This is a genomic window from Euryhalocaulis caribicus (genome assembly GCF_000412185.1).
GTDB classification, from domain to species: Bacteria; Pseudomonadota; Alphaproteobacteria; order Caulobacterales; family Maricaulaceae; genus Euryhalocaulis; species Euryhalocaulis caribicus.
Genome location: NZ_ASJA01000002.1, coordinates 233574 through 253017, shown reverse-complemented (window position 1 = coordinate 253017; position 19444 = coordinate 233574). Strand labels below are relative to the sequence as shown.

22 protein-coding genes are annotated in these 19444 nt (G+C 63.2%); 12 read left to right on the top strand and 10 right to left on the bottom strand.

Annotated elements, in window-relative coordinates; all coding sequences use genetic code 11:
- Positions 1-12 precede the first annotated feature (12 nt).
- The 4 genes from L338_RS02975 to L338_RS02955 all read left to right on the top strand — a co-directional run bounded on the left by L338_RS02975 (position 13) and on the right by L338_RS02955 (position 3467).
- Entirely contained in the window at positions 13-861 is an 849-nt protein-coding gene (locus L338_RS02975; protein ID WP_152485798.1) for an SMP-30/gluconolactonase/LRE family protein, read from the top strand.
- Positions 862-901: 40 nt separating this feature from the next.
- On the top strand, positions 902-1510 hold the full coding sequence (locus tag L338_RS16260) for a thioredoxin domain-containing protein (protein WP_022696871.1): 609 nt from the start codon (positions 902-904) through the stop codon (positions 1508-1510).
- 80 nt (positions 1511-1590) lie between these two features.
- Positions 1591-2271 (top strand): LolA family protein, encoded by a 681-nt coding sequence (locus tag L338_RS02965; RefSeq protein ID WP_022696870.1) that lies wholly within the window; start codon positions 1591-1593, stop codon positions 2269-2271.
- A 377-nt stretch (positions 2272-2648) separates the two neighbouring features.
- A complete protein-coding gene (locus tag L338_RS02955) occupies positions 2649-3467 on the top strand; it encodes an exodeoxyribonuclease III (RefSeq protein ID WP_022696869.1) in 819 nt (272 codons plus the stop codon).
- Here L338_RS02955 and L338_RS02950 read toward each other — a convergent pair.
- Positions 3464-4150 carry a response regulator transcription factor gene (locus L338_RS02950; RefSeq protein WP_022696868.1) on the bottom strand — a complete coding sequence of 229 codons (687 nt, stop codon included), beginning with the start codon at positions 4148-4150 and terminating at the stop codon, positions 3464-3466. The two genes, L338_RS02955 and L338_RS02950, sit on opposite strands and share 4 nt — an antisense overlap.
- Before the next feature lie 80 nt (positions 4151-4230).
- Here L338_RS02950 and L338_RS02945 point away from each other — a divergent pair, with 80 nt between their 5' ends.
- Positions 4231-4737 (top strand): L,D-transpeptidase family protein, encoded by a 507-nt coding sequence (locus L338_RS02945; protein WP_027068231.1) that lies wholly within the window; start codon positions 4231-4233, stop codon positions 4735-4737.
- On the opposite strand, the gene L338_RS02940 is transcribed toward L338_RS02945, so the two are convergent.
- Positions 4734-5405 carry a YggS family pyridoxal phosphate-dependent enzyme gene (locus tag L338_RS02940; RefSeq protein ID WP_022696866.1) on the bottom strand — a complete coding sequence of 224 codons (672 nt, stop codon included), beginning with the start codon at positions 5403-5405 and terminating at the stop codon, positions 4734-4736. The two genes, L338_RS02945 and L338_RS02940, sit on opposite strands and share 4 nt — an antisense overlap.
- On the opposite strand from L338_RS02940, the gene L338_RS02935 reads away from it, so the two are divergent.
- Positions 5404-6015 (top strand): thiamine phosphate synthase, encoded by a 612-nt coding sequence (locus tag L338_RS02935; RefSeq protein ID WP_022696865.1) that lies wholly within the window; start codon positions 5404-5406, stop codon positions 6013-6015. The genes L338_RS02940 and L338_RS02935 overlap by 2 nt on opposite strands.
- Here L338_RS02935 and L338_RS02930 read toward each other — a convergent pair.
- On the bottom strand, positions 6012-6467 hold the full coding sequence (locus L338_RS02930) for an NtrZ family periplasmic regulatory protein (RefSeq protein ID WP_022696864.1): 456 nt from the start codon (positions 6465-6467) through the stop codon (positions 6012-6014). The two genes, L338_RS02935 and L338_RS02930, sit on opposite strands and share 4 nt — an antisense overlap.
- A 238-nt stretch (positions 6468-6705) precedes the next feature.
- On the opposite strand from L338_RS02930, the gene L338_RS02925 reads away from it, so the two are divergent.
- Genes L338_RS02925 through holA form a run of 4 tightly spaced genes read left to right on the top strand, consistent with a single transcriptional unit; the run spans position 6706 to position 11368 of the window.
- Positions 6706-7179 (top strand): DUF3576 domain-containing protein, encoded by a 474-nt coding sequence (locus L338_RS02925; protein WP_022696863.1) that lies wholly within the window; start codon positions 6706-6708, stop codon positions 7177-7179.
- A 54-nt stretch (positions 7180-7233) separates the two neighbouring features.
- Positions 7234-9819, top strand: a complete 2586-nt coding sequence (gene leuS, locus L338_RS02920; protein WP_022696862.1) for a leucine--tRNA ligase — start codon at positions 7234-7236, stop codon at positions 9817-9819.
- The gene (lptE, locus tag L338_RS02915; protein ID WP_022696861.1) at positions 9816-10310 is read left to right on the top strand and encodes an LPS assembly lipoprotein LptE; all 495 of its coding nucleotides are present in this window, start codon (positions 9816-9818) and stop codon (positions 10308-10310) included. Before leuS ends, lptE begins: the two co-directional genes overlap by 4 nt.
- A complete protein-coding gene (gene holA / locus L338_RS02910) occupies positions 10307-11368 on the top strand; it encodes a DNA polymerase III subunit delta (RefSeq protein WP_022696860.1) in 1062 nt (353 codons plus the stop codon). Before lptE ends, holA begins: the two co-directional genes overlap by 4 nt.
- Here the strand turns inward: holA and L338_RS02905 are convergent.
- Genes L338_RS02905 through mnmG form a run of 4 tightly spaced genes read right to left on the bottom strand, consistent with a single transcriptional unit; the run spans position 11358 to position 15535 of the window.
- On the bottom strand, positions 11358-12233 hold the full coding sequence (locus L338_RS02905; RefSeq protein WP_022696859.1) for a ParB/RepB/Spo0J family partition protein: 876 nt from the start codon (positions 12231-12233) through the stop codon (positions 11358-11360). The genes holA and L338_RS02905 overlap by 11 nt on opposite strands.
- Positions 12230-13045 (bottom strand): ParA family protein, encoded by an 816-nt coding sequence (locus L338_RS02900; RefSeq protein ID WP_022696858.1) that lies wholly within the window; start codon positions 13043-13045, stop codon positions 12230-12232. Before L338_RS02900 ends, L338_RS02905 begins: the two co-directional genes overlap by 4 nt.
- Entirely contained in the window at positions 13038-13652 is a 615-nt protein-coding gene (rsmG, locus tag L338_RS02895; RefSeq protein WP_022696857.1) for a 16S rRNA (guanine(527)-N(7))-methyltransferase RsmG, read from the bottom strand. The genes L338_RS02900 and rsmG overlap by 8 nt, the downstream gene beginning before the upstream one ends.
- A gap of 8 nt (positions 13653-13660) precedes the next feature.
- Complete coding sequence (gene mnmG, locus L338_RS02890; RefSeq protein WP_022696856.1) at positions 13661-15535, bottom strand: tRNA uridine-5-carboxymethylaminomethyl(34) synthesis enzyme MnmG; 1875 nt, start codon at positions 15533-15535, stop codon at positions 13661-13663.
- A gap of 130 nt (positions 15536-15665) precedes the next feature.
- Between mnmG and L338_RS02885 the strand changes: the two genes are divergently transcribed.
- On the top strand, positions 15666-16208 hold the full coding sequence (locus tag L338_RS02885; protein ID WP_022696855.1) for a DsrE family protein: 543 nt from the start codon (positions 15666-15668) through the stop codon (positions 16206-16208).
- 65 nt (positions 16209-16273) lie between these two features.
- Here the strand turns inward: L338_RS02885 and mnmE are convergent, their stop codons facing one another.
- Both mnmE and L338_RS17285 read right to left on the bottom strand, forming a co-directional pair.
- Positions 16274-17584, bottom strand: a complete 1311-nt coding sequence (gene mnmE / locus L338_RS02880; RefSeq protein ID WP_022696854.1) for a tRNA uridine-5-carboxymethylaminomethyl(34) synthesis GTPase MnmE — start codon at positions 17582-17584, stop codon at positions 16274-16276.
- Positions 17581-17823: a DUF6489 family protein gene (locus tag L338_RS17285; protein ID WP_022696853.1), complete on the bottom strand. Its 243-nt coding sequence runs from the start codon at positions 17821-17823 to the stop codon at positions 17581-17583. The genes mnmE and L338_RS17285 overlap by 4 nt, the downstream gene beginning before the upstream one ends.
- 139 nt (positions 17824-17962) lie before the next feature.
- Between L338_RS17285 and L338_RS02870 the strand changes: the two genes are divergently transcribed.
- On the top strand, positions 17963-18784 hold the full coding sequence (locus L338_RS02870) for a glycerophosphodiester phosphodiesterase family protein (RefSeq protein WP_161624593.1): 822 nt from the start codon (positions 17963-17965) through the stop codon (positions 18782-18784).
- On the opposite strand, the gene L338_RS02865 is transcribed toward L338_RS02870, so the two are convergent.
- Positions 18781-19398, bottom strand: coding sequence for a glutathione S-transferase family protein (locus tag L338_RS02865; protein WP_022696851.1), 618 nt, complete (start codon positions 19396-19398; stop codon positions 18781-18783). The two genes, L338_RS02870 and L338_RS02865, sit on opposite strands and share 4 nt — an antisense overlap.
- Positions 19399-19444: the final 46 nt, after the last annotated feature.

Genomic DNA, 19444 nt, shown 5'->3' with positions numbered 1-19444 from the left:
ATGGAGGCGGCCATGCTTGTTCGCGCAATCCTGTCCACGCTTGTCATCTCGCTGGCCGCCAGTCCGGCGGCGGCGCAGGATGAAACCCCGGTTCACAAATGGAATACGGTCGGGTTTTCCAATCCTGAAAGCGTTTATGTGCCGGAGGGGTGGGACCGGGCCGTGGTTTCGAGCATCTCCGGCGAGGCGCTGGAGAAGGACGGCGACGGCTTCCTCTCGCTTCTCACGCTGGATGGAGAGATCGAAACGCTTCTCTGGGTCGAAGGCCTGAACGCGCCCAAAGGCATGCGCGCGCATAACGGCGTCCTTTATGTCGCCGATATCGACGAAGTTGTTTCCATCGACCTGGAGAGCGGCGAAATCATCGCCCGCGTGACCGCGCCCGGCGCCGAGTTTCTCAATGACGTCGCCGTTGCCGAAGACGGGACAGTCTATGTCTCCGACATGTTGCGTGGCGGCGTCTATCGCATCCAGGGCGGCGAGGCTGAATTCTGGGCAAGCGGAGACATCTTTACCCGGGCCAACGGCTTGCTGGCCGAGACGGACCGGCTTCTGGTTCTGACCATACGCGCGGGCGCGGTGCTATCCGTGGATTACGAAACCGGGGCCGCAAGCGTGCTCGCAGACGGGCTGGGCGCGCTGGACGGAATCGAGAAAGCCCGTGAGGGCGGATATTTCCTGAGCGATATCAGCGGCGCGCTGCACCATCTTTCCGATGATGGAACGGTGGTCACCTTCGCTGACAGCCGCGAGGCGGGCATCGGCGCCAATGATCTGGGCTATCACGCCGCCACCGGAACAATTCTTCTGGCGCGCTATCGCATGAATGCGGTCAGCGCTTACGGACCGCCCGAAGAATAGGCTAGAACACCTTTAAATTTGCGCCGATCAAGGATGCTCCATGACGATGCTGCTTTCGCTTCTCGCCGCCCTTACGCTCGCCCAGGCAGGCGCTGAAACCGCCCCGCCGCCGGGTCAGACCGATCTGGTTACCCTGGGGGAGGCGGACGCCCCGGTCATCGTGCACGCCTATATGTCGCCAACCTGCCCGCATTGCGCCGATTTCTATCGCGACGCCCTGCCGCTGATCGAGAAGGACCTGATCGGGCCGGGCAAGATGCAGCTGATCATCCGCGGCCTGCCCAGCCAGCCCGTCGGCATGTCCGTCGCCGGGATGATGGTGATCGAATGCGCGCCGGATTCCCGCGCCGCGGCCGACCGCATCTTCAACCAGCAGCATGAATGGATCGAACAGGCCAAGGCCGGCGACCCCAAGCCCTTCCTTGAGGAAACGGCCGCCGAGGCGGGCCTGACCGCAGAAGAAACCGAAACCTGCATGACCGACCAGGCGCTGGCCGAAAGCCTTTATAATGGCGGCGGCGCGGCGGCCGACGCCTATGGCTTTACCGGCGTGCCGAGCTTCCTGGTCAATGGCGAGCCGGTGGGCGGCGACAAGTTGACGACCATTGATGACTGGCGCGCTGTGGTCGAGGCGGCCTCGGACGCGTGAACCGCATCTGAACGCGGCGGCCACGAATCGGTCATTCCCGATTCGTATATTCCCCGGTGAAATCACTGCGAGGTATCGCCATGCTTATCAAAGCCCTTCTGGCCGCCACGATCCTGAGCGCCGCGCCCGCCGCGGCCGGTCTGGACGCCGCCGCCGAGACGCCCGAAGCCGCGCCGCAACAAACTGCGGCGGACGCTCTGCCCGAACCCTCGGGCGAGGTGGATTCGGAAGTTGTCGAGCGTGTGAACGCCTATCTGGATAATCTGAATGCGGTTCAAGGCCGCTTCGTGCAGATCAATCCGGACGGATCCGCCTATGAGGGCGAAATCTATCTGGACCGACCGGGCAAGGCGCGTTTCGATTATGATAATTATCCGCTTCTGATCGTCGCCGACGGCATGACCGTGGCGCAGCGGGATGAGGAGCTGGAGACCACGGACCGCGTCTCGCTGAAGTCCACGCCGCTTTATTACCTGCTGAAATCCGATGTGAACCTGACCGAGGACGCGCAGGTCGAAGCCGCCGGGACGTCCGGGGATTCCACCTTTGTGACCCTCAGCGATCCCGAAGGCGAATTCGAGGGCGTGCTGACCTTGTATTTCAGCAGCCCCTCCCTGGAATTGCGCGAATGGATCGCCACCGACGCGCTGGGACAGGAGACCCGCTTCGCCCTGACCGATGTCCGGCGCGCCTCCAGTCTCGACCCGCGCCTGTTTACACTGGACGGGGATGAGGCGGACGACCGGCGCGGACGGCGCTAAGTCACTGAAATGAAAATGCCTTGAATCATATTCCGCGGAACGGGGGCGGGTGCTTCGTTCATCTCATGTGGCCCGGATGATACAGGCAACAGACATTTCAGAATTTTCATTTGATTTTCTATTGCGCTGTTGTTCTAATGCAACGGCTGAACCATGTGGAGGCAAACAAGGCCGGATCGTCCCCCCCCCGTAACTCGGCCTTGATCGCTTCATGCCCCCGCGCCGGATTCCCCTCCTGCGGGAAGATGGACAGCACTGGTGTCGCGCCCCGGCTCTCCCCCTGGAGACCGGGGCGCTTTTTTTCGGGCCTATCCATGCTAGGACGGGCGAACCCACCCGCCCCGCCCGTTTCCATTTCAGCCAGCGGAAAACTCATCGTGCCCGATTTCAAAGTCGCTTCCTGGAACATCAATTCTGTCCGCCTGCGCGCGCCGAGCGTGCAGAAATATGCCGCCGAATCCCCGGCGGACGTCCTGATGCTGCAGGAGATCAAGTGCCGAAACGGCGAGTTTCCCGAAAAGGCGCTGAAAGACGCCGGCTTTCCTCACTTGATGGTGCGTGGCCAAAAGGGGTGGCACGGCGTCGCCATCGCTTCGAAACACCCGATCGAGGAACTGGATTGCGACCCGTTCTGCCGCAATGACGAGGCGCGCCACGCCGGCGCGCGCATCAACGGCATCGAGTTTCACAATTTCTATGTCCCCGCGGGCGGTGACGAGCCGGATCCCGAGATCAATCCGCGTTTCGCGCACAAGCTGGATTTCCTTGAGCGCATGACCGCCTATTTCGCCAAACGGAAGGCGGAAAACCCGGATACGCCCATTGTGATCGGCGGCGACCTGAACATCGCCCCGCACGAAAACGACGTCTGGTCGCACAAACAGCTCCTGAAAGTCGTCTCCCATACCCCGGTCGAGACCGAAGGCATGGCGAAGCTTCAGGATTCGTTCGATTTCATTGACGTCGCGCGGGCGGTCTATCCCGAAGACGAAAAGCTCTATTCCTGGTGGAGCTACCGGAATCGGGACTGGAAGAAATCAAACCGCGGCCGCCGCCTCGACCATCTCTGGGTCACGCCCGCGCTGAAAGACGCCGCCACGGCGCATGGCCGCGACGCCCTGGTCATCCACCGCCACGCCCGGGACTGGGAAAAGCCGTCGGACCACGCGCCGGTCCAGCTGACGATGAAGCTCTAGGGCGAAAGCCGGTAGCCGCCGCTTTCAGTCAGTAGAAGCCGCGCATTGCCGGGATCGGGTTCTATCTTCTGGCGCAGGCGGTAGATGTGGGTCTCCAGCGTGTGCGTGGTGACCCCGGCATTATAGCCCCAGACCTCGTGTAACAGCTCTTCCCGCGGCACCGCCTTGGCGCCGGAGCGGTAGAGATATTTCAGGATCGAGGTTTCTTTTTCCGTCAGGCGGATGCGCTTGTCCGCCTCGGTCACCAGCATCTTTACGGCGGGACGGAATTCGTATGGCCCCACCCTGAAGACCGCGTCTTCACTCTGTTCATGGCTGCGCAGATGCGCCCGCACCCGGGCCAGCAGGACCCCGAACTTGAACGGTTTGGCGATATAATCATTGGCGCCGGACTCAAGCCCCAGAATCTGGTCCGCGTCAGAGGTCTCGCCAGTCAGCATCAGGATCGGCGCGCTGACTTCCGCCTTACGCATCAGACGGCAGACCTCCCGCCCGTCCATGTCCGGTAGGTTCACGTCCAGAATGACCAGGTCAGGGCGCGTGTCCCGCGCAATGGCCAGACCTTCGCTGCCATCCGCGCCTTCCAGCGTGTCGAATTCCTCGTGCAGCTGGAATTGCTCGGCCAGCGCCTCGCGCATATCCTCGTCGTCTTCGACGATCAGGATGGTTTTTTTGGCTGTCATTGATTCGCGATCATGCCGCCGGAGACGCGTTCCGGCAATTGCTTGTAACCTGTTTCGAAAATCAGCGGGGTCAACACGGCGTGAGACTTCAGGCCTTCAGCGATAACCGTTTTGTGATCGGCGAACGCGAAACCCGCTGCGCGCTGGGCAAGGGCGGCGTTATCGCGGCCGAAGACAAATGTGAAGGCGACGGCGCGACGCCGCTGGGCGTCTGGCGACTGCGCCGGGTCCTGTATCGCGCCGACCGGTTGGAACGGCCGCAAACGGCGCTGCCCTGCCGCGCGACCCGGGCCGATGACGGCTGGTGCGACGCGGCCTCCGACCCGGCCTATAATCGTCCGGTCCGCCTGCCCTATCCGGCCAGCGCGGAGACTTTGACAAGAGAAGATCCGCTCTACGACATTATCGTGGTGCTGGCGCATAACGACGCCCCGCCGCAACCAGAGCAGGGCAGCGCCATTTTCTTTCATCTGGAAAAAGAGTACTACAAGCCGACGCTGGGCTGCGTCGCCATTGCCCGTGATGACATGCTTGAGGTTCTTCGCCGGGCCGATGCGGCCACGACGCTGGAAATCCTCAAAAACTAGGGCCGCTCCCCGAACAGGGCGGAGCCGACGCGCACGCTGGTCGCGCCATAGCGGATCGCGGTCTCGAAATCCCCGCTCATGCCCATGGAGAGTCTATCCAGACCGTTCCGTCTGGCGATCTTCGCCAGAAGCGCAAAATGCATGGCCGGCGCCTCGCTTACCGGCGGAATGCACATCAGTCCCTCGACCGGCAAGCCGTGCGTCTCGCGAACCGTCTCCAGGAAAGCATCGGCGTCTGCGGGCGATATCCCGGCTTTCTGGTCTTCCTCGCCGGTATTGATCTGCACGTACAGGCGCGGCATCAGGCCCTGCTTGTCGGCTTCCTTCACAATCGCTTTCGCCAGCTTCTCCCGGTCCAGCGTCTCGATCACATCGAACAGGGCCACGGCGTCCCCCGTCTTGTTGGATTGCAGCGGCCCGACAAGCCGCAGTTCCAGATCCGGGTAGTCCGCCCGGTGGTCAGCCCAGCGTTCCTGCGCCTCCTGAACGCGGTTCTCGCCGAACAGGCGATGGCCGTATTCCAGCGCGGCCGCGATGCGCGGCTCCGGTTGCTTCTTGGAGACGGCGACAAGACTGATATCGTTTCCCGCGCGGTCGGCGCTTTTTGCGGCCTCATCCATACGGGCGCGCACGGCGTCGAAATTTTCAGCGATTGAAGGATCGGTCATGCAGGCGAGATATGGTCCGGCGGATGCGCTGGCAAGCCTGACCGCCCGGATGAACGGCGCAGGAAATGCGCCGGCGCTGTTCCTGTTTACCGATCCGCAGCGCACGCCCGACCCGGCGGCGGCGGCCCGCGCCCTGCCACCGGGCAGCGGGGTCATTTATCGTCACTTCGGCCGGGCGGAGCGGGTGGAGGAGGCCGCGGCGCTGGCCGAGGCCGCGCGGGATCATGGATTGACCTTGTTGATTGCAGCCGATCCGGAGCTGGCGAACACGGTCGGGGCGGCGGGGGTTCACTGGCCGGAATGGGCCTTGCCGCGCGCACGGCGGGTTGTAACGAACCGGTTTGCGGTCAATAGCGCCGCCGCCCATACGCCCCTAGCGCTAAGGCGCGCCGCAGCGGCGGGCATGGATTTCGCCTTCATTTCGCCGGTGTTCGAGACTGGCAGCGCCAGCGCGCGCAGACCGCTGGGGATTTTTCGCGTGCGCTTGCTTGCCCGGGAATCCTCAATGCCGCTCTACGCGCTCGGGGGATTGAATCCGCACAACGCCAAGCGGCTGGAAAATTCCGGATTGTCGGGGATCGGGGCGGTGGACGCCCTGAACGAAGCCTAGAAGCGCAGGGCCGTTTCGACCTTGACCTGCGGCGCGTCTTCCTCGCGCTGGTTCAGGATCGGGTTTTCGTCGCGGGAGACATAGCCCAGCTCGCCGCCAACCCGCATGCGCGGGGTGATGCTGAAGAACGCCCCGGCGCGCACGCCGTCCAGCCGCTGTTCCGCATCAATGGCTTCACGGGAGTCCAGTCCGAAGCGGAAATCCCAGCGCGAGCCCGTAGACCAGATCACTTCCGACCCGGAGCCCCGCAGCGCGCGGCCCGTCACGTCGTAGGCGTCGGAATCCTGAGTAAAGTTCTGATACCAGGGAAGGCCGGAGTCCGGAGACGCCGCCGTGTCTTCAGCCGCCGCAACCACCGCCGATTCCTCATTTTCCTGCGCATGCGCAACGCCCGCGGCCCCGAAAAGGGCGGCGGCCAGCGCAGCAGAGGATATGAAGCGCGACATGGTCATGACGGTTAGACAATAAACTCCCTTCGAACGCTCATCATATAGTCAAACGCATCTGGATTTACAGAGTCATTTCAATGACATTTCAGATTCGCGCGTCAGCTGTGGCGAAAATGCCGCGACTCGCGCCTCAGGCGCGCTATGCACAAAAGCCATGCGGCCCCGCTGGCGTATGATTGTTGAGATGCTATACAGCCTCTCTGCCATGCGATTTCAACCGTGATCGGGAGATCATACCTCCATGAACAAGACTGCCCGCCACATTCTACTCGCCGCCGCCGGAGCCATGCTGGTCTCCGGGTGCGCGCTCAACCCGTTCAACGGCGACGATGAAAGCGAAGCCGCGGCCTCCAATACGCGGGGCGGTCTGTTCGGCGGCGGTAACGACGAAGCCTCCATCGGCGTCAACGCCTATCTGTGGCGCGCCAGCCTGGACACGCTGGACTTCATGCCGCTCAGCGAAGTCGATCCGTTCGGCGGCGTCATCATCACGGAGTGGTACTCCAACCCCGACCAGCCGCAGGAACGCTTCAAGGCGACGGTCTATATTCTCGACCGCACGCTGCGCGCCGACGCGCTGAAGGTTTCCATCTTCAAGCAGGCCCGTCAGGGCGGCGCCTGGGTGGATGCCGATGTCGACCCCGCCACGCCGCGCCAGATCGAGAACGCTATCCTGACGCGCGCGCGCCAGCTGCGCATTTCCCGCTTCGAATAGACGATCTGACCCCCAAAGGCTGACCCGGCCGAAAATTTCCGGAGGCTCTTTCCGTTGAGCCGGTACGATCCATCCAAGTCCGAACCCAAATGGCAGGCCGCGTGGGAAAAGCGCGGCCTGTTTAACGCCAAGCCCCCCGCGGAGGCCGGCGGCGCCGACAGCTATTACGTGCTGGAGATGTTTCCCTATCCGTCCGGGCGCATCCATGTCGGACATTCGCGCAACTACACGATGGGCGACGTTGTGGCGCGCTATAAATCGGCGCGCGGTTTCAATGTGTTGCACCCGATGGGCTGGGACGCGTTCGGCCTGCCGGCGGAAAACGCCGCACGCGACCGCAAGGTGCATCCGCGCGACTGGACCTGGAAGAATATCGAGGTAATGCGCGGCCAGCTGCAGAAGCTGGGCCTCGCCATCGACTGGGGCCGCGAATTCGCCACCTGCGACCCCGAATATTACCGCCACCAGCAGGAACTTTTCCTGGCGTTTCTCGAAAAGGGTCTCGCCTATCGCCGCACCGCCAAGGTGAACTGGGACCCGGTGGACCACACGGTTCTGGCCAATGAACAGGTTGTCGACGGCAAGGGCTGGCGCTCCGGCGCCCCGGTCGAGACGCGCGAGCTGGAGCAGTGGTTCTTCAAGATCACCGAATATGCGGACGATCTTCTGGACGCGATCGACACGCTGGACCGCTGGCCGGACAAGGTCCGCACCATGCAGGCTAACTGGATCGGCCGCTCCCGCGGCGCGCATGTCGATTTTCCGCTGACCGGCAATGCGCCGGACGGCGCGGCGGAAGCCCTGCGCGTCTTCACCACGCGCCCCGATACCATGTTCGGCGCCAGCTTCTTGGCCTTGGCTCCCGATCACCCGCTGACGCGCGAGATCGCCAGGACCAATCCGAAAGTCGCCGAATTCGCGAAAGAATGCGCCGCCCTTGGCACTTCGGAAGAAGCGATCGAGCGTGCGGAGAAAAAAGGCGTCGATCTTGGCCTGACCGTGCGTCACCCGTTCGATCCGGACTGGGAGCTGCCGGTCTGGACGGCGAATTTCGTCCTCTCGACCTATGGCACCGGCGCGATCTTCGGTTCGCCCGCCGGCGACCAGCGCGATCTGGACTTCGCGCGCAAGTATGACCTGCCCGTAACGCCGGTCGTGCTTCCCCCGGACGCGGATGCAGAAACTCATGAAATCACCGACGAGGCCTATACCGGCCACGGTGTGATTTATAATTCACGTTTTCTCGATGGCCTTTCCACGGAAGCGGCCATAGAGAAAGCCATTGAAAAGCTTGAGGATCTGGGCCTCGGCGAAGGCGCGACGACCTATCGTCTGCGCGACTGGGGCGTCTCCCGTCAGCGCTACTGGGGGTGCCCGATTCCGGTCATACGCTGTGAGTCCTGCGGCGTGGTCCCGGTGCCGAAGAAAGATTTGCCGGTCGAGCTTCCCGAAGATGTGAATTTTGATTCCCCGTCAAACCCGCTGGAACGGCATCCGACCTGGAAGCACACGGCCTGTCCGAAATGCGGCGGCGAGGCGCTGCGCGAAACCGATACCCTGGACACATTCGTGGACAGCGCCTGGTATTTTGCGCGTTTTTGCTCGCCCAAGGCCGAAGACACCCCGGTCGAGCGTGAAAAGGCCGATTACTGGCTTCCGGTTGATCAATATGTCGGCGGCGTGGAGCACGCTGTCCTGCATCTTCTCTATGCCCGTTTCTTCACCCGCGCGATGCGCGATTGCGGCTATCTGGGACTGGAAAGCGGCGAGCCGTTTGCCGGGCTGTTCACGCAAGGCATGGTCACGCATGAGACCTATCGCGCCGGCGACGGTCGCTGGTTGACGCCTGACGAGGTAGAGCGCCGTGAAGGCGGATGGGTCGAGACCGCCAGTGGCGAGACCGTGACCGCCGGCGCTATCGAGAAGATGTCCAAATCGAAGAAGAATGTCGTCGATCTGGACGAATTCGTCGACGCCTATGGCGCGGATGTCGCCCGCTGGTTCGTGCTGTCCGACTCACCGCCGGAGCGCGATGTCGAATACACCGAACAGGGCGTTGAAGGCGCGGCGCGTTTCATCCAGCGCGTCTGGGCGCTGGCCGAGGCGACCCCGGAGGACGCGCCCGGTCCGCTGACCGTGGCCGAAGGCGCCGAAGGAGACGCGCTGGAGATCCGCCGCGCGGCTCACAAGGCGGCCGCCGCCGTGACCGAGGCGATCGAGACTTTCCGTTTCAACGTCGCCGTCGCCCAACTCTATGAATTTGTGAACACCTTGCGGAAGGTTGGCGGCGATCACGGCGAGGCGCGCGCCGAGGCGCTGGGCATCCTGATCCGCCTGATCGCGCCCTTCGCGCCGCACCTGGCGGAAGAATGCTGGGCGCGCGCAGGCGGCGAAGGCCTGGCCAGCGAGGCGGCCTGGCCGGAACATGATCCGGCGCTTGCCGCCGAGGACGTGATTGTCATGCCGGTGCAGGTGAATGGCAAAAGGCGCTCGGAAATCGAAGCGCCGAAAGGTCTGGCGCGCGAAGAGGCCGAAAAGCGCGCCATGGCCGATCCGAAGATCGCGCGCACGCTGGAAGGCCTCACAGTCAGAAAAGTGATCGTCGTGCCGGATAAAATCGTTAATATCGTCGCATCATGACTCGGATAGCCGTTATTCTCGCTTCTCTCGCCGCCCTCGGCCTTTCGGCCTGCGGTTTCCAGCCGCTCTATGCCGAACGCACAGGCGTCGCCTCCGGCCTTTCCGGCATCGCGGTTTCGACCGGCGAAGGCCGACCCGCCTATTCGCTGAACCTCGCGCTTCGCGATTCCCTCGGCAATTGGGACGCCGACCCGCGTTATCGTCTGGAAACCCGGATCGACATGCAGCGCCGCGCGCAGAGCGTGACCATCGCCGATATCGCGACGCGCTATGAAATCCTCATGGATGTCGATTACGCCCTTTTCGACGCCCGCACGGGCGAACGCCTGACCCGCGGCAATGTCGTCGGCGATTCCGCCTTTGATGTGCCCTCCGACCCCTATGGCGCCATTCGCGCCGAACAGGACAGCGAGGAGCGCGCCGCCCGCGACGCCGCCAGCCTGATCACCATGGAGCTGGCGCGCTGGTTCCGGGAGAATGAGGCGCCGTGAAGTTCTCCGGCGCAGCCGCCGAGCGTTTTCTGAAAAAGCCTGATGACGGCGTAGTCGCCGTCCTGCTCTTTGGCCCGGATAATGGCCTGGTGCGGGAGCGCGCGCACGATCTGGCCATACTTTGGGGCGGCGCGTCAGATGACCCCTTTGCCGTGGCCACCCTCACCGAATCCGACCTGAAATCCGATCCCGCCAAACTGGCGGACGAGGCCGCGGCCATGTCTCTCACCGGCGGCGCCCGGCTGGTTCGCGTACGCCTGACCACCGAGGCCGGCGCCGGATCCGTGAGCGACCTGATCGCCAACGCCGACAAGGGCGCGGCGCAAATTGAAGCAAAAATCATCGTCGAAGCGGGCGATCTGACGCCCCGGTCGAAAATCCGCAAGGCTTTCGAAGCCGCCAAGACATCGGCGGCCATCGGCTGTTATTCGGACAGCGCGGCTGACGCGCTCAGCCTTGCCGAAACCGCGCTTCAGCAGGAAGGTCTATCGCTGTCCCGCGATGCCCGCGAGCCCCTGTCCCGCGCCCTCTCCCAGGATCGCGGCCTCGCGCGACAGGAAATAGAAAAGCTCATCCTTTACAAAGGCTTGAAAGACACACGTCCAGACGGCGAGGATGAGGTCACGGCCGCCGATATCGCCGCCACGCTGGGCGCCATGCAGGATTCCAGCATGGATGACATCATTGAATCCGCCGCCCTGGGCGATGCCCGGTCGGCCGATGCGGCGCTGCGGCGGGCGCTGGCCGCGGGCGGCTCGCCCGTGGGCGTCATTCGCGCCGCCTCCCGGCACATCACCCGTTTGCATCAGGCCCGCGCCATGATGGATGGCGGGCGCAGCGCGGGCGACGCCATGAAGGCGCTTCGGCCGCCGGTCTTCTTCATGCGCCAGCGCGCCTTCGGGCAGGCGCTCAATAACTGGCGTAGCGATGCGCTGGAGCGTGCGGCGCAGGCGGTCTATGCGGCCGAGAAACAGGCCAAGACCAGCGGTCTTCCCGATGACGCGGTGGCGGGAGAGCTGGTCCTGGCGATTGCGAAACTGGCGCGCTTCAGGCGGTGAGCCGGCGGCAGAGATCGTCCAGCTGTTCCAGCGATTTATAGCTGAGGCGCAATTCGCCCGCTTCGCCTTTGTGGCGAATATCCACCGAAAGGCCCAGCGCCGAGGCAATATCGGCTTCCAGCGCCGCGGTATCGGCATCCTTGCTTTTGGTCGCCGGCTTTTTCTTCTTCGCGGTCTCCGGTTTTCGCGCCAGATCCTCGACCGCGCGAACCGAAAGCCCTTCCTTCACCACGCGGCGGGCCAGCGCTTCCGGATCATCGGCATTGGCCAGCGCGCGGGCATGGCCCGCGCTCAACGCCCCGTCGGACAACAGCTTGCGAACCGGCGCCGGAAGCTTCAGCAGGCGCAGCATGTTGGCGACATGAGCGCGTGATTTGCCCACCACATCGGCCACTTCCGCCTGCGTGCGGGAGAAATCCTTCATCAGGCGGTCATAGGCGTCCGCCTCTTCCAGCGGATTGAGGTCCGCCCGCTGGACATTCTCGATGATGGCGATTTCCAGCGTCTCGGCGTCGGTCAAGCGCCGGATGACCGCCGGAACCTCATGCAGGCCCGCCTTCTGGGCCGCGCGCCAGCGCCGCTCGCCCGCAACGATCTCGAATTCCTCGTCCTCGGTCGGCCGCAGCAGCAGCGGCTGCAACACGCCGCGCTCCTTGATCGAGGCGGACAGGTCCGCCAGATCCTCGGCGTCAAAGGTGCGGCGGGGCTGCGCCGGATTGGGCCGGATCAGCTCAATCGGAATCTGCCGCGCGCCCTCGAGGATCTCGCGGCTTTCCTTCGGCAATTCCTCACGTTCGGCGTCCGGCTCGCTCAACAGCGCCGAGAGGCCCCGGCCGAGACCGCGCGTGCGTTGTTTCTCGCTCATGCCGCCTCCGCTTCGCTGGGCTGTCGGCGCAACAGCTCGCGCGCCATGCGCAAATAGGCGCGGCTGCCGGCGCACTCATAGTCATAGACTATGGCCGGCTTGCCGAAGGACGGCGCTTCGGACACGCGGACATTGCGCGGAATCACCGTCTCGAAGACCTTTTCGCCAAAATAGTCGCGCACATCGTCCGCCACCTGGTCGGACAGGCGGTTGCGGCGGTCATGCATGGTCAGCACTACGCCCTCGATTTCCAGATCCGGATTCAGGCTGGACCGCACCAGCTCGATCGTCCGCATCAGCTGGGTCAGCCCCTCCAACGCGAAAAACTCGCATTGCAGCGGCACCAGAACGGAATCGGCGGCCGTCATCGCGTTCACGGTCAGCAGGTTCAGTGAAGGCGGGCAATCGATCAGGATGAAATCATAGCGTTCGGCTTCTTCCCGGGCGACCATGCGGTCGCGCCGGTCGATTGCATGCTTCAGACGGTAGGAACGCCGCGGCGTGGAGGCCAGCTCCAGCTCCGCTCCGGAAAGCTCTACATCAGAGGGCAAAAGGTCGAGATCCGGGATGGAGGATGGCTGAATCGCCTTTTCCAGATCGTATTCGGAAACGACCACGTCATAGGCGGTGATCTTGCGCTTGGCTTTTTCCAGGCCCAGTCCGGTTGAAGCGTTGCCCTGCGGGTCCAGGTCGATCAGCAGAACCTTGCGGCCCGATGCGGCCAGCGCTGTGCCCAGATTGATGGCCGTGGTGGTTTTCCCCACCCCGCCCTTCTGGTTCGCGATGGCGATGACCTTTGTCCCGTCACTCACGGCGCAGCTCCGTTACGACCAAAATCGCCCCGTCTCCGGTGATACTCGGGATAGGCTTCGCGTCAAAGCGCCAATCCCTGCTGGCGGCCTGCATTTCCTCGCGCCAGCCTTTTCCCTTGGGGAAAACTCCAACCGTGCCCTCGCCCCAGAATGCGAACGCCGCTTCCAGCAAGTCTGGCATGGGCGCGAAGGCGCGGGCCGTCACCACATCGAAACGCTCCGCCGGGACCTGCTGCCAACGCTTCGCGTGCACGCTGGCCCGCGCGCCCGTTTCCCTCACGGCCTCTCTCAAAAAGGCGGATTTTTTACCATTGGTTTCAACAAGATAGGTCTCTCCCGCCAAGGCCTCCGCTTGCATGATTCCAACAGCGATCCCGGGAAACCCGGCTCCGGCGCCGATATCGATCCAGCGCCCCGGCTCAGGCGCGCACTGAAATACCTGAATAGAATCAAGGGCATGGCGGATCCAAAAATCATCCAGCGTTGACCGGCCCACCAGATTCACCCGGCTATTCCAGCGCGTCAGCGCTTCATGCCACGCCTCGAAAGCGCTCAGCGCCTCATCGGAAACGCCGGCTTTCTCCGCAAAGATCTGTTTCTGATCCAAAGTTCCGCTCAGGCCCGCTTGCGGTCATCGCCGCGCTTGCGAACATGCGCCAGCAAAGCCGTTAATGCGCCCGGCGTCACGCCTTCAATACGCCCCGCCTGACCCAGCGTTACAGGACGCGCGCGCTCCAGCTTCTCGCGAACCTCATTGGACAGGCCGCCGACACGCCCATAATCCAGATCGGCCGGTATCTGCAGCGACTCGTCACGCTTGAGAGCCACGATGTCGGCCTCCTGGCGCTCCATGTATCCGGCATAGACCGAATCGATCTCGATCTGCTCCGCCACATCGGACCGCCACTCGGCAATTTCAGGCCAGACCCGCGCCAGATCGCTTAGCGCGACATCGGGATAAGCCAGCAGATCCAGCAAATTGCGCCGCTGTCCGTCCTGATTGACGTCCAGCCCGTGCCGCCGCGCCTCGTTGGGCGTCAGCGATTTTTCTTTCGCGAAGGCCCGCGCCGCTTCAAGCGCGGTTTGTTTCACGTGAAACATGCTCGCCCGCCCCCGCCCGACGCAGCCGATCGCTTCGCCCAGTCCCGTCAGCCGCTGGTCTGCGTTATCGGCGCGCAGGCGCAGCCGGTATTCGGCGCGGGAGGTGAACATACGATAGGGCTCGGTAACGCCGCGGGTGACCAGATCATCGATCATCACCCCCAGATAGGCTTCCGAGCGGTCAAAGATGACCGCGTCACCGCCAGACGCCTTACGCGCCGCGTTCAATCCGGCCGCCAGGCCTTGCGCGCCGGCCTCTTCATACCCGGTCGTGCCGTTGATCTGCCCCGCCAGGAACAGGCTCGCCAAACGCTTCACCTCCAGCGAGGGATAAAGTTCGCGCGGATCGACATAGTCATACTCGATGGCATAGCCGTGCCGCTTCACTTTTGCATTCTCGAGGCCCGGTATGGTTCTTAGGAAGGCGTCCTGAACATCTTCGGGCAGCGATGTAGAGATGCCGTTCGGATAGACGGTGTCATCATCCAGTCCTTCCGGCTCCAGAAAGATCTGGTGGCGCGAGCGATCGGCAAATTTGACGACCTTGTCTTCGATCGAGGGGCAATAGCGCGGCCCGCGGCCCGCGACGCTGCCGCTATAAACCGCTGATTTTCCTATGTTTTCATCGATAATGCGATGTGTTTCCGCATTCGTATAGGTAATCCCGCACGCAATCTGCGGCACGGTGATCCGATCGGTCATAAAGGAAAACGGAACCGGATCCGCATCGGCTTCCTGACGCTCCAGACTGTCCCAGTCTATGGTGGATCCATCCAGCCGCGCGGGCGTGCCGGTTTTAAGGCGGCCCATATCCAGGCCCAGCGCATATAGCCGCTCGCCGAGCGTAACCGCCGGCTTCTCTCCCGCCCGGCCCGCAGGAATCCGCCGCTCGCCGATATGGATCATGCCGCGGAGGAACGTGCCGGCGGTCAGGACAACCGCGCCCGAGCGGTACTCCGCCCCGCTCTCGCAGATCACGCCGGCCGTAAGGCCGTCTTCGACGACCAGATCGTCCACCGCGTCGGCGATCACGGTCAGATTCTCTGTCCCGGCGATCTCCTTCTGCATGGCGCTGCGGTAAAGCGCGCGGTCCGACTGGGTGCGCGGCCCGCGCACGGCCGGGCCTTTGGAACGGTTCAAAAGCCGGAACTGTATGCCCGAAACATCCGCCACCCGGCCCATGAGCCCGTCCAGCGCATCAATCTCGCGCACCAGATGGCCTTTTCCGAGCCCGCCAATGGCCGGATTGCAGGACATTTCGCCGATTGTCTCGAGCTTGTGCGTCAGCAAAAGCGTCGCCGCGCCCATCCGCGCAGACGCCGCCGCGGCTTCGCAGCCGGCATGGCCGCCGCCGATTATTATAACGTCGTATGAATTAGGCGCGCTCATCAGGCGCTTGATATACGTCGAGGGGTTTTCCGCGCAAGACAAAGGCGCCGCGCAGTCTTCAGTCCCGCGCCAGCTTGCCGGCCGGTGTTTCACGTGAAACGCTCGGCCGATCCATCAACAGGGGTAAATCATGGTCCAGACCGCTCTTGCTTTTCTTGCCCTCGCAGCCTCCGGTACCGCCGCGCAGGCAATACAGAATCCGGCCTTCCATCCCGGTCCCCTGTTTCCCCAGTACAGCCAGGTCGCAACCGTGGAGACGGCGCGGCCGTTACCCGACAACGCCGCTTTCAAAGTGGCCTTCGATATTGCCGAACGCGCAGACCCCGGCGCGCTTAATCGCGCGCTGGTCAGCGCAACGCGATTTATCGATATGCATGTCGAGAACGGCGTCCCTGAAGCGAATATCCAGCTCGCCCTCGTCATTCATGGCGGCGCCGTGAAAGATTTGACCCGTACGGATGTTTACGAGGCCGGGGCCGGCGAACCTAATGCAAACGCCGAGCTTGTCGCCGCTCTGCTGGATTATGGCGTCAACATTGAGGTTTGCGGCCAGAGCGCAGCGGCTCAGGGCGTTTCCGCCAATGACCTGCTTCCCGGCGTTGAAATGGCCCTGTCGGCAATGACAGCCCACGCATTGCTCCAGCAGGACGGATATACGCTCAATCCGTTTTGACGGCCCTTTTGTTTCACGTGAAACATTCTGGCCGGCCTCAGACCGGATGTTTCACGTGAAACACTCTATTTTCCGATACAAAAGCGGCCGAAGATCTCGCCCAGAACGTCTTCCACATCCACGCGCCCGGTAATCTCTTCCAGCGCGCGCGCGGCAAGCCTCAAATCTTCACCAGCCAGCTCCGGTGCATCTGAGAGACGCATCCGTCCGCGCTCAAGAGCCTCAAGCGCCCGCAGAACGCCACGCCTGTGCCGTTGCCGCGTCAGACTTGGCGCGCCGGCGCCGCCCAGAACGCTTGTCACCCGCCGGGTCAGGTCCGCCTCCAGCATCTCGACGCCCTCGCCCGTCAGGGCGGATATGCGGATTGATTCGTCCTGCCGCGCGGGGGCCGCGTCGCACTTGTTCCAGACCAGTATATCATCGGGCTTCAAGCGTGATCGGACGGCCTCTGCCGTTTGCGGATCGGCCGCATCAGCCACGCCTATGCGCAAATCGGCATTCTCGGCTCGCTCCAGCGCCCGCCGCACGCCTTCAGCCTCAATTCGGTCCGCGGTTTCGCGTAACCCCGCCGTATCGGCGACGATGACAGGATAGCCGCCGAGATTGAGATGAACCTCGACAATATCGCGCGTGGTGCCGGGAATTTCGGTGACAATCGCCGCCTCCCGGCGCGAAAGCCGGTTCAGCAGGCTTGATTTCCCGGCATTGGGCGGACCGATCAGCGCAATGCGGTAACCGTCCCGCACCCGTTCGCCCCTGTGTGCGTCATCCAGGTGCGCCTTGAGTGCGTTGACCAACGCATACAGCTCCGGCCCGGCCCGGCCGGCGAGCGCGTCTGGAACGTCGCCCTCGTCGGGAAAATCGATTTCCGCTTCAACCTGCGCCGTCACGGTCAACACCCGGTCCCGCCAGTCGGAATAGATGCCCTTCAACGCGCCGGACATCTGACGCAGCGCCTGATCGCGTTGAGCTGCGGTCTCCGCATTGACCAGGTCGGCCAGTCCTTCGGCCTCCGTGAGGTCCATTTTCCCGTGCTCGAAAGCCCGCCGCGTGAATTCCCCCGGCTCGGCCTGCCGCAAGCCAATGGCTTCAAAGGCTTCCGCCATAGCCTCGATTACGGCCGGTCCGCCATGCACGTGAAACTCGGCGACATCCTCTCCGGTAAAACTCCCGGGCGCGGGAAACCAGAGCGTCAGTCCCCGATCAATCAGCCCGGCCTGACTCTCAATTCCGGTCAGCCGCGCGGCGCGCGGCGCGCCCCGTTCTCCGGTCAGACGCTCCAGCGCCGGACCGGCCTGCGGACCGCTGACACGCATCACGGCGACACCGGCGCGGCCGGGCGCCGTGGCCAGGGCATAGATCGTGGCCGGCGTCACTTCCTGGAAGAGGCTCCGCCGGAAGCGGCCCGCATGAGATCCAGGAACTGGTCCGACATCTGTCCGCCAAAACTCATCCAGTGCCGCATCAGCGCTTCCGGCTCCATCATTTCCATATTGGCGCCCATGCGTTTGCTCATTTCTTCGACCAGTTGCTTGTTCAGCGGCTCCACATCGGGCAGACCGAAGAAACTGCGGGCCTCCTGGGGCGTACAGTCGATATCGACAGTGACTTTCATAGCGGCGCCATCCTTTCGCGCTAGTGCTCGGCAGACCTTATGTAACCTGTTCGGCGGGAGAATGAACCATATGCGCGCTGCCTGCCTAATCGCCATAACGATATTTATCGCCGCCTGCGGCCGTCCTTCGGGCCCGCGCATGTCCCTCGGGGCGGCGGCCGATGATGCGGGCGGCCCGGCCTTTTTTGCGTGCCTGCGGGAAAATAACGTTGCCTTGCTGGCGGCTCATCGAGGCGGGCCGTCGTCCGGATATCCCGAAAATGCGCTGGAAACTTTCGCCGCGGTCACGGGCAGCGCGCCCATTCTGCTGGAAATTGATATCCGGCAAGGCCCCGACGAGACGCTTTATCTTCTACACGACACCACGCTGGACCGGACGACGACCGGCGCCGGACCATTGCAGCGTGTTTCACGTGAAACACTCGGCGCCATAAAGCTGCGAGACAACGCCGGGCGCGCGACCGGCTTTTCCGTCCCGACCTTGTCTGAGGCTTTGGACTGGGCGGACGGAACCGCCATCCTGGAGCTGGACATAAAGGATGCGCCGCTGGAACCCGTTTTTGAAGCGATCGTCCAAGCCGGCGCGCGTGAGGAGGTTGTCATCATCGCGGACGATCTGGAAGAGGCGCGCGGAATCCATGCGCTGGACCCCGCGCTTATGATTTCCGCCCCGATATATAGTCAGAGCGATCTGGACGACGTGCTCGAATATGGACCCCCCGCGAGCAATCTCCTGGCCTGGACCGGAACCCACACGCCAGATTTCACGCTTTGGGAAAATATAAAAAGCCACGATATTTCAATTATTTATGGCGCACTGGGACGTTTTGACGCCGCGCAATTGAAACGTGCGCGCGACGCCGGCGCGGGTCTGATTGTGACCGATCACTGGCGCCGCGCGGCGCGAACGCTCTATGGCGCAGACATGCAGCCCGATTCTTTTTCCTGCGTCGCGCCTTAGTCCGCCGCCGCGGCTTTCCAGCCCTCACGCGCCGTCAGACGCTCCCAGTATTCCATGATCGCCGGGGTCGCCGTCGGCTCCAGCTTGCCGATCAGCTTGAGCAGGAACAGCATATAGCCGACCGAGATGTCCGCCGCCGTGAAGCGGTCCGCGGCCAGCCAGTCATGGCCCTTCAGCCCGTGATCGATCACGCCCAGACATTTGCGCGTTTCCGCTTCCGCCCATTTTGCGATGCCCGGAACCCGCTGCTCCTCCGGCAGAAGCGCGGTGTGCCCCAACAGCATAGAGACATAGATATTCATGCCGGATTCGCCGAAATGCAGATATTGCAGATAATCTGGATAAGCCGCGTCCTCCGCCATCGGCGCAAGTTCGGTCGGGCCATAACGTCTTGTAATATATTGTAAAATTGCAATAGATTCGACCATCACGACATCGCCGTCCTTGATGGCGGGCACTTTCTGGAGCGGCGTGATCTTCCGATAGTCCTCGCCGCCCACATCGCCGCGCGTGAACTCCACACGGTGAAGGTCATAATCCAGGCCCATCTCCTCCAGAAGCCAGCGGACGCGGATCGAGCGGGTGCGGGGCGCATGGAAAATCGTGATTGTCATGACGGCGAACCTTTCTTGGTGCTGGCCTTGGCATCGCCTATAGGAC